At 50.0% G+C, this 12739-nt stretch carries 12 protein-coding genes; 5 read left to right on the plus strand and 7 right to left on the minus strand.

Annotation, left to right across the window (positions count from 1 at the left end; genetic code table 11):
• The first annotated feature begins 60 nt into the window (after positions 1–60).
• The 4 genes from C7I86_RS01890 (at position 61) to C7I86_RS01905 (ending at position 3795) form a co-directional block, all read left to right on the plus strand.
• On the plus strand, positions 61–606 hold the full coding sequence (locus C7I86_RS01890; protein WP_010871566.1) for a Uma2 family endonuclease: 546 nt from the start codon (positions 61–63) through the stop codon (positions 604–606).
• Positions 607–770: 164 nt separating this feature from the next.
• Complete coding sequence (locus C7I86_RS01895; RefSeq protein WP_010871567.1) at positions 771–1211, plus strand: hypothetical protein; 441 nt, start codon at positions 771–773, stop codon at positions 1209–1211.
• A gap of 63 nt (positions 1212–1274) precedes the next feature.
• On the plus strand, positions 1275–2549 hold the full coding sequence (locus C7I86_RS01900; RefSeq protein ID WP_010871568.1) for a glycosyltransferase family 4 protein: 1275 nt from the start codon (positions 1275–1277) through the stop codon (positions 2547–2549).
• Between the two features lie 109 nt (positions 2550–2658).
• The gene (locus tag C7I86_RS01905) at positions 2659–3795 is read left to right on the plus strand and encodes an esterase-like activity of phytase family protein (RefSeq protein ID WP_223211331.1); all 1137 of its coding nucleotides are present in this window, start codon (positions 2659–2661) and stop codon (positions 3793–3795) included.
• Here C7I86_RS01905 and C7I86_RS01910 read toward each other — a convergent pair.
• From C7I86_RS01910 to C7I86_RS01940, 7 genes are all read right to left on the minus strand, one after another.
• Positions 3769–4947, minus strand: a complete 1179-nt coding sequence (locus C7I86_RS01910) for an FAD-binding oxidoreductase (protein WP_010871570.1) — start codon at positions 4945–4947, stop codon at positions 3769–3771. The genes C7I86_RS01905 and C7I86_RS01910 overlap by 27 nt on opposite strands.
• Positions 4947–5228 (minus strand): hypothetical protein, encoded by a 282-nt coding sequence (locus C7I86_RS01915; protein ID WP_010871571.1) that lies wholly within the window; start codon positions 5226–5228, stop codon positions 4947–4949. Before C7I86_RS01915 ends, C7I86_RS01910 begins: the two co-directional genes overlap by 1 nt.
• Before the next feature lie 270 nt (positions 5229–5498).
• On the minus strand, positions 5499–6434 hold the full coding sequence (locus C7I86_RS01920) for a bestrophin family protein (RefSeq protein WP_228670066.1): 936 nt from the start codon (positions 6432–6434) through the stop codon (positions 5499–5501).
• A 58-nt stretch (positions 6435–6492) separates the two neighbouring features.
• The gene (locus C7I86_RS01925) at positions 6493–7698 is read right to left on the minus strand and encodes a succinate--CoA ligase subunit beta (RefSeq protein WP_010871573.1); all 1206 of its coding nucleotides are present in this window, start codon (positions 7696–7698) and stop codon (positions 6493–6495) included.
• Between the two features lie 16 nt (positions 7699–7714).
• Complete coding sequence (locus C7I86_RS01930; RefSeq protein WP_010871574.1) at positions 7715–8443, minus strand: membrane protein; 729 nt, start codon at positions 8441–8443, stop codon at positions 7715–7717.
• A 146-nt stretch (positions 8444–8589) separates the two neighbouring features.
• Positions 8590–10611 (minus strand): flotillin family protein, encoded by a 2022-nt coding sequence (locus C7I86_RS01935; protein WP_010871575.1) that lies wholly within the window; start codon positions 10609–10611, stop codon positions 8590–8592.
• A 39-nt stretch (positions 10612–10650) separates the two neighbouring features.
• The gene (locus C7I86_RS01940; RefSeq protein WP_223211332.1) at positions 10651–11472 is read right to left on the minus strand and encodes a glycosyltransferase family 2 protein; all 822 of its coding nucleotides are present in this window, start codon (positions 11470–11472) and stop codon (positions 10651–10653) included.
• A 158-nt stretch (positions 11473–11630) separates the two neighbouring features.
• Here C7I86_RS01940 and obgE point away from each other — a divergent pair, with 158 nt between their 5' ends.
• A complete protein-coding gene (gene obgE / locus C7I86_RS01945; protein WP_010871577.1) occupies positions 11631–12737 on the plus strand; it encodes a GTPase ObgE in 1107 nt (368 codons plus the stop codon).
• Positions 12738–12739: the final 2 nt, after the last annotated feature.

The following is a 12739-nucleotide window of genomic DNA, read 5'->3' on the forward strand; positions in this document are numbered from 1 at the left end:
CCCTTTCCCAACATACTCATTGTTAAGATTGACTAGTCCCCCGTTGCCTGTGAAATAACCATGGTTACCCTGCTGAAATGGACAGTTCCAGACTATCACCACCTCATTGAACAGGGGCTATTGGACGGTAAGAAAGTGGAACTTTTAGACGGAGACCTAGTGACCATGGCTCCCGAAGGACCACTCCATAGCTACACCACCACCACCGTTGCCGACTATCTGCGCCAAAACCTGCACGGATTAGCTCTAGTGAGGGAAGCCCATCCCATTACCCTGAGTCAATCTGAACCGGAACCTGACATTGCCATTGTTCTAGCTCCCCAGGAGCGCTACAAAGAAAGGCATCCTCAGGCCGACGATATTTTTTGGTTAATTGAAATAGCTAACAGTACCCAAGCCTACGACCTCAACGACAAAAAACAAATCTACGCTCAAGAAGGCATCCCCGAATATTGGGTGGCAGACCTAAGCAAACGCCAATTATTTATTTTTCGAGCACCAGACAAAGAAGATTATCGCCTGCAACAAACCCACTCCGAAGGTATCATCCGTAGCCAAGCCTTTCCCGAAATAAAAATATCAGTACAAGAAATGTTCCATTGGTAGCTCTCCGACCATTGGCCAAACTGAAACCATGGCAAGTTTTCTGGCCGTATTCTTGCTCCTTTGTTTTTGGTAACCAACTGAGCGACCGCAGCATTCTCCCAAATTCTAAATAAATTCCGTTGTTTTTGCTGTCGAACCAGTTAATTTTGGCGTAAATTATTACCATGCAACTTAATCAATACCAGCAAGGAGAATATCACCCTGGAGCCCCGCTGTTTAAACAATTGCTATGGTATTCCATTGGGGATTTTTTAGTCCAAACGCCCCTACTGCCCATGGCCAGGCTGAAGGTAGCTATCCTGCGATTATTCGGGGCCAAAATTGGTACAGGAGTTAATATCAAACCCCACGTCAAGATCAAATTCCCTTGGCGGCTAACCCTGGGCAATTACGTTTGGAGTAAACCCAGCTTTGACCTAATCACCAGTCCGATTCACATCGCCGCTGGCAGTTGGATCGGTGCTAGCGCCGTTATTGGACCTGGAGTACGGGTGAATGAAAAGGCAGTTTTGACTTTGGGGTCTGTGGCTGTCAAAGATTTGGCGGCTATGACCATCTACTCTGGCAATCCCTGTCAGCCGGTCAAAAAACGGCAACTCCTCTGAAATTACGCCAGGTAAAAACTAACTTTTGTTGTTAGTACCTTTAGGGATTTGATCTAATTATTGATGAAGCTAACCATTCTTAACCAATTTTATCCCCCTGACTATGCGGCCACGGGGCAACTGCTAGAAGAACTGTCCATCGAACTGTCCAAAAAAGAGCTTGATGTGCAAATTTTTGCTGGGCAACCGGGTTATGCATTTGATCAGGAACTTGCCCCATCCCAGGAAGTCTCTCAGGGAGTTTTGATCAGAAGAACTAGGACTTCCCGCCTCTGGCCCCAGAGATTACGGGGGCGGGCGATCGCCGGAATTTTGTATTGTTTACGCGCCATCGTCAAACTCAGATTAGGGAGCAGACTGGGGGATTTGATTCTTGTTACTACAGAGCCTCCCTACCTAATGGTGGTGGCCTATATCCTGCATTTGTTATACAAAAAACCCTATATCTGCCTGATTTATGATCTCTACCCCGATGTGGCAGTGAAGTTGGGGGTGGCGAAGGAAAAGGATGCCATTGTTAAATTGTGGCGTTGGCTAAATCGTTTAACTTGGCAAAAGGCAGAGGCTATTATTGTGCTCAGCGAGAGCATGGCTAAGGTGATCGCGGACCAACAACCAGCCCTAGCAGGGAAAATTGAGGTGGTCCATAACTGGGCGGATGGAGTGTTAATCCAACCAAGGGCCAAAGCTGATAACTGGTTTGCCCAACGCCATGGCTTGGACCGGACATTTACCGTACTGTATTCCGGTAATCTGGGACGGTGCCACGACCTGGAAACTGTTATGGAAGCGGCTCGCCTACTGCAGCAAGAAGAAGTCCAGTTTGTTTTTATTGGAGCTGGTGCTAAGGCCCCAGTCTGTCAAGAATTCGTACAACGCCACCAGTTAACTAATTGTTTATTTTTGCCCTTCCAACCCAAGCCGGTTTTGCCCTTTTCCCTCACCGCCTGCGACCTGAGCTTGGTTTCCATTTTGCCCCAGGTGGAAGGGCTGGTGGTCCCGAGCAAATTCTATGGCTGTTTGGCCGCAGGCACGGCGATCGCCGCCATTTGTCCCCCCCATTCCTATTTACGGGAAATTATTGCCGAAGCTCAATGTGGAGCAACCATTGATAACGGAGACGGGGCAGGATTGGCTCAATTTATCCTTCAACTTAAGAATAATCCCCGCCGAACAGCAACCATGGGGCGTCGAGGCCGCCAATATTTTGAAGAAAACTTTACCCTGGACACCATTGCGGACCAATACCTATCTGTCATTACTAAAGTGGGCGATGAAGAAGTCGCCAAGCTCCAAGCAAATAAATTCTGTAACCATCCTGACTCAAGCTTGCTTTAACCAAAGGGTCTGACAAACAAGTCATCTGCCACCGGACAACTGAATCAATCCACTTGTTAGCTACAGTGATGGCAGGAATTTAGGGTTTATCAAGTTGCTGACCAACATTTTGACCAAAATTGCATTGAGGCTCATACTGCCAATCGTTTGCTTTACCCTGGTGGCCTGTGGGGTTTCCCCCGATGCGGTGCAAGCAGAGTCCCGCCTATTTTTACCCCTGTCCTTGGAATTTTTAGATAGCTATACCCTACCGAAACAAGCAATAGAGGATTTACCGGTTGGAGGCATTTCCGACCTTACCTATGATCGCCAACAGGATCTTTTTTATGCCGTCACCGACGATCGGCGATCGCCTCGGTTCTACACCATGCACCTCACCATAGTCCCTGGGCAAGAGGGCATCGGGATTGCCAAAGCAGAAATAGTGGGAATGACCAAGCTCAGAACCAGCGGAGGGGAAGCCTACGGTCGTCAATTGTTAGACCCAGAAGGCATTGCCCTGTCTCCCCGCCAAACCCTGTTCATCAGCAGTGAAGGGGTTTTATCGAGCCAAAGCCCGCCCTTAATTGCCGAATTTGATCCCCAAACGGGTCAGGAGTTGGAGCGATTGCCCCTGCCCAGCCGATTTTTGCCCCAAGCAGACCGACCCCAGGGCATCCGGGATAACTTCGGTTTTGAGGCTTTAACCATTGCCGCCACTAGCACCCTAGCGGACGATCCTTTTCGCCTTTTTACTGCCACGGAAAGTGTTTTAGCCCAGGACTTTGACCCGGAGAATCCCCCCCAAGAAATTCCCTTACGGTGGTTGCATTACGTAATTAACTCCGTCGGGGCACCAGTTTTAGTCAGTGAAAATCTTTACCCCCTTGATCCAGCTCCAGCGGGCACTCTGCTCCATGGCCTAAGCGCCATGGTGGCTTTACCCAGGGAAGGTTATTTTCTCACTTTAGAACGAACCTTTGGACTGACGGGATTCCAGGGCAAAATTTTCCAAACGGTCAATGCCAATGCCACCGACACCAGCCGCATAGCTAGCTTTCAGCCTGGTACCAACACCATTAACCCGATGCGCAAAGAACTACTGCTCGATCTGGAGGATTTGGGCATTGAGTTGGATAATCTAGAAGGAATCACCCTGGGGCCCCGCTTACCAGACGGTTCCACCAGTTTAATTGCCATCAGTGACGATAACTTTAGTGGGGATCAAAGCACCCAAATCCTACTTTTCCGTTTGCAGGGGGTTTAGCAACGGCGCCAAATGATCAATGACTGGTTCCCGGCCGACGGTTAGGTGGTGGGCCAGTTTTTGCGCTAGGGGCGGCACATAGACCAAGGGATGGGTGAAGCCGGTGAACAACACCAACCCCGGTAGATTAGGCATTTCCCCCACTAGGGGTAGGGTTTGGCCACTAAAGGCCACTAAACAATGGTGGGCGGTGACCGGCAGTAGGGCCAGGCGGGGTAAAATTTTGGCGATCGCCGTTTGTAGCTGCTGTTGGGCCCAGGCCAGGTCGGGATGATAGCGGGGGGAAGTCACCAGTTGGCTAATTTGACCGATGAATAATCTGCCATCGAAAAACTGCACCGCTCCGGGTTCCACAACCGTGGCGACGCAATGGTCATCGGGCCGATGCCAATCTAAAGTCGGGGCTAGGGCTTCTAAATTGGGGCGTTGCTGTAAATCCGCCGGCATAATCACACAGCGGAGATTTTCTTGGGTAGGGACTGTTTGCAGCACAGCGGCATGGGTGAAATAGAGGGGCAAATTAATACCCGACTCCGGTAGCAGAGCAAGGCTTTGACCCCCCCCCGCCAGAATAACGTTATGGGCAAAAAAGTTTCCCGCCCCAGTGTGGACCCCCTGCACCCGGTTTTGCTTGGTAATTAATCCTTGCACCTCGGTGATGCGGACTATGCCTCCTAGCCGGAGAAAGGCTTGGAGATAGGCGTTAACGGTTTTGCCGCCGTGGCAGTGGCCCTGGGGCACCACAAATCCGCCGCCAATGCCGTCCGGGCTAAGTTGGGGTTCAATGGCGATCGCCGTTAAACGGTCCACCCATTGAGGCCGAATTAAACAATGGTCAAACTGCTTAGCTAGGGCCTGGGCATCATCCTCAGGACGGAGATAGAGTAATAGCTCTAACTCTCGATATTCCGTTTCTCCCCCCAACTCCTGGCTCAAATGGGTCCAACGATAGCGACTTTCATGGCCCAATTGCCGCTGTAGAGGAGTGGCCCCAGCCCAATAGATAATGCCACCATAGCTCAGGGCCGTGGCGTTGATAGGCTGACGATGTTTTTCGAGTAATAGTACTCGTTGCCCTTGGTTTTGCAATTCATAGGCGATCGCCGCTCCGGTAATGCCGGCCCCGACCACAATGGCATCGAAATTTTCCATTAACCTTGATTAACAATTTGGCCCAAGGCGGCAAAACCCGGCACTTTCCCCGCTGAGGCGGCACCATCTTTCTCCGAAACAATGACCGCACTAATCTGATCGCTCATAATGGCCACCTTTTTCTCCGTCTGCTTTTCACAGGTGAGTTCCAACACTTGGGGGCGATCGCCCTGCATGGCAGTGACAATGGTCTGATAGAGTGCTTCCGCCCCATCCTTTTCCTTGCGCTGTACGGACACGGGCATGGGGGAATATTTAAGGGTCAAATCAATGCTGATCATAGGGGAACCGTAAACGGGAAGTGGTGAAACAGTCTTGCGACTCTCCCTATCTAGGTTATAGTTTTTTTGCCAAGAAGGGGGGAAAGCACCAGTTCCCAGGGCACTAAACCGCCAAGCTGCAATCCTCGTTTGTTTAAACAACAGCGCGACAAAGTTGAAATACCTTTTCCATGGAAGACGTAAAATTCTTGATCGGCTCGATTTTATTTTAGTTAGCCATAAAATCCTAAGGTAATGTCGGGCAGTTCTACATGGATAAATGAATAAACACTAGTCCCCATGGGAGATCTGGTGCCAGGGGGGTAACTGGATTAAATCTTCCAGGTTGGCCTGCATAGTCTGGCAAATTTGGTCTAAGGGCAGATCGTTGGCATCGTGGCCGAAGGGGTTTTCAATCTCCACTCCAATTTCTTCAATGCCGAAGACAGTGAAAGCGATAATTCCCACCACAAAAGCCGTGGCCCAATGGAGGGTATTCACAATCTGGAAAGGGGTAATGAAGCAATAGAGAAAGATTAGCTGGCGCAAATGGATGGCGTAGGCCAGGGGAATGGGGGTTTTTAAAATTCGTTCGCAACTGCCCAACACATCCACCATGGTGTCTACCAAGCGCAACATGGCGGTGAGCTGATAGGCATTAATATTGTTTTGGTCGTATTCCCGTTGCAGATAATTACTGATCCAAAAGGCGATTTCTAAGGGTGGATTATTTAGGTCCTCAAGCTTCCGGTAACCGGATTCCGGCAACAGAGCCCAAATTTCTTCATTTAGGGGTTGAGAGCGCAGGTGTAACTTTGTGGCCACGGCAAAGGCCACCAGAAGATGCAGAATTTTAATTTTGTCTTGGTGGGCTTGGGGACTGGGTTCTGCCACCGAAACCCAAATGATCCGAGAGAGGTTACGAATGGTGTTGACCATGGTGCCCCAAGCTTTGCGTCCTTCCCAAAAACGTTCATAGGCGGTGTTGGTGCGAAACACTAACAGCAATCCCAACACAATGCTGGGCACAATGCTCTCCTGGATGGGAATGGAAAATTTATATCCCCAACCATCCACCAGGGTCACCCCCAGGGAAAAGGCCATACACACTAGCACCCGGGAGGCGATCGCCGGAATAACGGAACCTTGCCAACGCAGCAGTATGTCCGTCCATATGCGGGGCGATCGGGATGGATGGTGGCTGAAAAAGCTCAAGAATTTGCTCAAAATTTGCTCTCCCCCAACTTAGATAAACATTGCCAATCTAGGGGAATAATGGCCACAGTTATCCCTGGGCCAATGCCGTCTCTTGGGGCATCAAACTCAGCATCTTGGCGATCGCCGTTTCCAAATCATTGTGCCAATGGACAAGGCTGTTGTCGTACATCTGCTGGAGATGATCTAAATTTCCCTGGCTAAATCGGATAACCACCGGTAGCACTTCCCCTGTATAGGTTTGCCGTTGGGGAACCCGTTGGCGCTGGGGCAAACTGGGGCCCGTCCCCCGTAAACTGCGGTCTTCACTGGAGAGGTTGGGGGGCAGGGGTAAAAAAGACCGTAAATCTTCCGCCAAGGCCGAGGTGTCCGTTGCTCTGGTGGCCAGGTTAACAAAAATTCCTTTTAAATTGGGGGCCTGGCTGAGGTGGTTAAAGGCCAATTCCAGTTGTTCCCCCAGGGTTATGTCACTGCGACCTTCATCCAATAAATAGGCGCCGGTGATGCCGAAGGAATTGAGCAGGTCCCACGTACTCAGGGCTAGCCCTTCACTGTTACAAATTAGGCCAATTTGTCCCTGGGCCAAGTTCCCCGGCAGCCAACTATGCCCCGTCCATTGCTCCGATCGCCAATTGATCAAATCCGGATGCCGGTTGATCGCCGTATCGTTGACTGTAATTTTGCCGTCCAGGGCCATCACCTCCCCGTCAGCACTAATACCCAGGGGATTAATTTCAATCACGTCCAAGTCATAGGTGACAAACAATTCATACATTTTGCCGATGATGCCGCTCACCGCAGTCACCAGGGGCCCGGTCAAACCCATTTTCACCGCTAGCCGTCGGGCTAGATAGGGAGAAAAGTTAGTCCGCAGGGAAACGCTCTGCATTTGCTCCAACAGGGTTTCCACATCAATGCCCCCCTCGCTGGAACCCATTAACACAGGGCACTGCCGTTGGTAGTCCAGCACGATCGCCAAAAATAATTCCGACTGGGCATCGTAGCGGGCCTCAGCCAAAATCACCTCTGGGTACTCATCCGCAATGGGCAAATGGAAAATGGCCGAAGCGGCGGCAATGGCATCAATGGTATTTTCCACAAACCTAACCCCGCCGGCCTTACCCCGGCCCCCCGCCCGCACCTGGGATTTGAGCACCATGGGGTAGGGAATTTGCAACCGTTTGAGGGCAGTGGTGTTTTGGATAGTCTGGGAAGGCAAAATGGGAATGCCCACTTGCTGAAATAGTTCCTTGGCCTGGTACTCTAACAAGTCCATAAGTGATCTCTAAAATTTACTTCTGTTCGCCGCTATGGACAATTTCTTCCACTAGCTCCGATGGACGTCGCTCCGAAAAGCCCCAAGCAAACAGTAGCCCAATTATGACGATCATCAACAATTGTGGCGGCACTAACTCAGGGTTAATGACTCTGAGCAGTAGGCGCAGACCCACTAACCCCACTGTGATAAAACCAGCATCTTTGAGGCGGGTAAAAATCTCTAACCAACGAATAAATAAACCCGCTAAAAACCTGAGGGCAATCACCCCAATGGTGCCCCCCACAATAATCAGCCATAACTGATCCGCCACGGCGATCGCCGTAGTGACACTATCGAGGGAAAAGGCTAAATCGGTGAAGGCAATCAGGGGGATCGCTTGCCAAAAGGAACTAAACTCAAAAGCCTTATGATGATTTTCCCCTTCATCGGGAGACAAAAAATAACTCCCCACCAGCCAGAGCAGGTACAATGCCCCCGCCAACTCAAACTGCCAATATTGCAACACAAAGGAAGCACTGATAATCAACAGAACCCTAAGCACATAGGCAATGACTAACCCTGCGTTCAAAGCTCGTCGTTGCTGGTCCGGATTGGGTAAACCCTGGGCGATGGCGGCTAGGGCAATGGCATTATCCGCCGATAGCACTGCCTCAAGGGCAATTAACACTAGCAACGTCAATGGGATTTTGAGGACAACAGCAAAGGACGAGTTGAATAGTAGATCGAAGTCAAACATGGACACAGGGGAAGGTGGAGGCCTGCAGAGATAGACCGGAAAAACCAGGACTCAGCAAGGTTTAGTTCCAGTCATACCATCTTCCCTCATTATTGGGGGCTTTGGTGATGGGGGTCTACCCCCCTATCAGTAGCGATCGCCGTTGATCCCCGCTAAATTTCCTCCGGGGAAAAATTTGTCTCAGTGGGGGGAGCGAGGTCAGGCCAATCGTCTTCACTGACAGCAGCAGAAGGGGGGGAAACCGACGGGGGATCCTGGAGTAGGGATTTAACCTGGTCAACTACGGTGCTGAGTTTGCCTTCATTCAACAAACCATTGAGCAGGGTGAGGCCACTGGTGGAAAGCAGTAATTTATTGATGTCTCCGCTGTTACTACCATTGCCATTGCTCCCACTTAACCCAGGGAAAGAGTAAATGCGGGATTCCCCCAAAACCCCGGGCTGGGGCGCCAACGCTTTGATTAGATCCGGCAGTTGGGTAACCAGTTCCGGCCAGATGGTTTTTAATAACTCCGCTGTGCGATTAGCATTACTTAAACTGTTATGGGCTTCGATAATGGCTTTTTGTCCCTCCGCTTCAGCCATAGCTTTGTGGCGGTTGGCATCGGCCAGGGTGCGGATGGATTCCGCTTCCAATTCCGCCGCTTGCCTGGCACTTTCCGCTTGCCGCCGCCGCCGGAATACGTCAATTTCCACCACGTTTTGTTCAGCGATGCGATGTTGTTGGGCATCCTGTTGGGCCACAATCACTGCTAATTTTTGAGCCCTTTCCGCCGCTTCCACTTCCTGGGCGGTAATTACCCCGGATTCTGCCTCGGCCCGCAGGGCTTCCGCCTCTAACCGTTCCTTCTGTTTATTGGCAATGGCGATCGCCGCTGTTTGTTCGGTGATTTGGGTTTTTTGTTCGGCCAGGGCAATTTCCGCCTTAGCTTGCAGTTGGGAAGCCTCGATGGTTTTCTTCCGTTGAATTTCCGCCACCTCCGCTTCCTGTTTTTGCAACGCCTGGGCCACTTTTAGCTCCTTATTCCGTTCCTCCAAGGCGATCGCCGACGCAATTTGACTATTTTGAATAGCTAATTCTTTCTGAATCCGTTCCTCCTCCACCGCCTGTTCCTGGAGAATTTTATTCCGTTCCTTTTTCGCCTCCTCCTTATCCTTTGCCTCTTGAATTTCCCGTTGCTGTTGGGCTTCCTGGGATTCCAATTCCTTCCGTTGGGCTAGTTTGAGTAATTCAATTTCTTTTTGTTGGGTAATATTGGCGTCTTCCTGCTCCCGTTTAATGGCTAAACTCTTTTTCTCAGCTTCCAATTCTCCCTGTTCAATGGCCACCCTGGTGGTTAACTCCACCTCCCGTTTTTGTTGGATGGATCGTTGGATCGTTTCCGTTCTTAACCGCACTCCCTGGGCATCAAAAAAGTTATTTTCGTCGTAGGTATCACTTTCTTCAATTTCGGAAATGGCAATGTTATTGAGGGTTAAACCAACTTTACGTAAATCACCTTGGATCAGGTTCAACACTTCATCAGCAAAACCCAATTTATCGGAATCCAATTCCGCCAATTTTTTCTTTTTCGCCGCCGCTCGAATGGCATCATCGGCCCGTTTTTCCAGAGCATCTTTAATATCCGCTTCCGAAATTTGCCCTTTTTTAGAAAGCCTGGCCGCCGCTGTTAAAATTTCATTGCGGTTGGGGGTAATGCAAACGTAGAAAGTCACTCGCATATTGGCCCGCATATAATCCTGGGTCCGCACAGCCAAATTCCCTGCCCGCACCACATCGATAGAAATTTCCCTTAGGGAGACCCTGGTAATTTCATGGAAACCGGGAATGACAATGCAGCCTCCGTGGAGAATCACCATTTGCTCTTTTTTAAAAACGCCGCCAGTTCTGACTAAAGCTTCGTTATTGGGGGCAATGACGTAAAAGCGGGTATAAAGAAAAATGGTCACTAAAATCAGAAAAATGACCGCAATAATTACCACCGGAAAAAATAACAGTGGCGACAAACCTCCCAAGGCAGAATTATTATTATCCAAAGTCTGATTGGGGGCTTGGGCAATGATTAACTCTCCTGAAGTTTCACCTGGACTAGCCTGTATGGCCATTACGGGAACAGTGTCCCCTGGCAGGGTGGGCAAGGTCTGGAGAAATTCAAACCAAAATTTACTTTGCATGGTGTGCCTCCGGAGGATAAAAGTTGTAGTTGCGAAACCTTAAGCGTTGGTTAACCAAAATTTGGCAATGTAGCCCAAAGCTTTAACCCCATCTCGCCAATTGATTTTCTTTCCTTCCGCAAAGGTACGGCCATAATAGGCCACCCCCACTTCATAAATTCGCCATCGCTTCGGCGATCGGGTTACCTTCATTGTAAATTCAACTTCGAAACCGAAATCATTACAGGTTAAACGTAAATCCTCCAACACTTCCCGTCGAAACATTTTGTAACAAACTTCAATGTCAGTGAGGTTAATATTACAGACCAAATCAATCAAACTGGTGATCAATTTATTGCCTAAATAATGATGGAAATAGAGCACCCGATGGGGATTGCCGTAGAAGCGGGAACCGTACACCACATCGGCCCAACCCCCATCAATTAACTTCCACATGGGACCCCAATCCTCGGGGTCGTATTCCAAATCCGCATCTTGAATAATCAACACATCCCCGGTGGCGGCGGCAAAAGCAGTGTGGAGAGCCCCCCCTTTGCCCTGATTCTGACGATGGAAAATTACTTTCACTTCCCATTCCTTGGGCATAACAAAACTGTTCCCCTGGCGATCGCCGTTGGTTTCCGCCGATTGATCAAGGGGAAAGCACTGGAATTTACCCGCTAAGTTGACGTTGGCTAAAACGGGATGCTGTTCCGGATCGCCAAAGGTATCCACCAACCATTCCCTCGTACCATCCTTAGAGCCATCGTCCACCATGACAATTTCCTTGGGGATTTCAGGCATTACCGTGGTAATTTTTTTGAGAATTTTTTCGATGGTTTGGATTTCGTTATAAATCGGAATGATAACCGAAAGCTTCATGGAAATTGGCTTAGTTAAGAAAAACAGAAGAAAATCCTTGGCAATGGCGAAGTCACAGCCCACCTCAGCACCCTAAGAGTTATATCATTTGGAGAGAGGCTATTCGGAAAATTGAAGTCTATTTTTAGTCAGAATTAACAGGAAGTAAGTTTTAGAGAATGCAATTTATTGATCAAGCGGAGATCGAAGTTCAGGGCGGCAAAGGCGGCGATGGCATGGTGTCCTTTCGGCGGGAAAAGTATGTGCCAGCAGGGGGCCCTTCCGGGGGCAATGGGGGCCGGGGTGGCTCGGTAATTTTTGAAGCGGATGCCAATCTGCAAACCCTGTTGGATTTTCGCTACGCCAGGATTTTTAAAGCGGAAGACGGCAAAAAAGGCGGCTCTAGCAATTGCACCGGGGCCAATGGCAAGGATGTGGTGGTGCAAGTTCCCTGTGGCACCATGGTGTATGACTTGGACGGGGAATGCCTCTTGGGAGATTTAGTTAGCCCTGGGCAAAGGCTTTGTGTGGCGGCGGGGGGCAAAGGTGGTTTGGGTAATCAACATTTCCTTAGCAACCGCAACCGGGCTCCGGAATACGCCCTACCGGGATTGGAGGGGGAACAGCGACAGCTACGGCTAGAGCTAAAACTGCTGGCGGAAGTGGGCATTATTGGTTTACCCAATGCCGGGAAATCCACCCTAATTGCAGCTTTGTCGGCGGCTCGTCCAAAAATTGCCGACTATCCCTTTACTACCCTGGTTCCCAACCTGGGAGTGGTGCGAAAACCCACCGGGGATGGCACCGTTTTTGCTGATATTCCCGGGCTAATCGAAGGGGCGGCAGCGGGCATTGGTTTGGGTCATGAATTTTTGCGCCACATTGAACGGACTCGTTTACTGCTCCACGTTTTAGACGTCACTGCAGGGGATCCGATCGCCAATTTTCGGGTGATTCAGCAGGAGTTGGACGCCTATGGCCGGGGGATAACGGAAAAACCCCAGATCATTGCTTTGAATAAAATTGATGCGCTGGACGGGGAAATGATTGGGGAAATTGAAACGGAATTAAAACGATTCAGTACTGCTCCCTGTTTGCACATTTCGGCGGCCACCCGGAGAGGCTTAGATGATTTGATGCAATTGGTGTGGCAATGGCTGGATGAAATGGCCGCGGCGGACGCAGAAGCCCAGAGGTTACTGGAGTTGGAATTGCAGGCCCAGGCGGCAATGAATAATCCTTTCAACTCTGACGTACCCATTGACGGGGTAACTTACTCAAGCTAAAA

This window comes from Synechocystis sp. IPPAS B-1465 (assembly GCF_003015225.1).
Classification (GTDB): Bacteria; Cyanobacteriota; Cyanobacteriia; order Cyanobacteriales; family Microcystaceae; genus Synechocystis.

Excerpts from the sequence above, each read along its gene's own strand:
- C7I86_RS01915 (WP_010871571.1), bottom strand. The coding sequence starts at position 5,228 with ATGATCAGCATTGATTTGACCCTTAAATATTCCCCCATGCCCGTGTCC.
- C7I86_RS01910 (WP_010871570.1), bottom strand. The coding sequence starts at position 4,947 with ATGGAAAATTTCGATGCCATTGTGGTCGGGGCCGGCATTACCGGAGCG.
- C7I86_RS01925 (WP_010871573.1), bottom strand. The coding sequence starts at position 7,698 with ATGGACTTGTTAGAGTACCAGGCCAAGGAACTATTTCAGCAAGTGGGC.
- C7I86_RS01900 (WP_010871568.1), top strand. The coding sequence starts at position 1,275 with ATGAAGCTAACCATTCTTAACCAATTTTATCCCCCTGACTATGCGGCC.
- C7I86_RS01895 (WP_010871567.1), top strand. The coding sequence starts at position 771 with ATGCAACTTAATCAATACCAGCAAGGAGAATATCACCCTGGAGCCCCG.
- C7I86_RS01890 (WP_010871566.1), top strand. The coding sequence starts at position 61 with ATGGTTACCCTGCTGAAATGGACAGTTCCAGACTATCACCACCTCATT.
- C7I86_RS01940 (WP_223211332.1), bottom strand. The coding sequence starts at position 11,472 with ATGAAGCTTTCGGTTATCATTCCGATTTATAACGAAATCCAAACCATC.
- C7I86_RS01935 (WP_010871575.1), bottom strand. The coding sequence starts at position 10,611 with ATGCAAAGTAAATTTTGGTTTGAATTTCTCCAGACCTTGCCCACCCTG.
- obgE (WP_010871577.1), top strand. The coding sequence starts at position 11,631 with ATGCAATTTATTGATCAAGCGGAGATCGAAGTTCAGGGCGGCAAAGGC.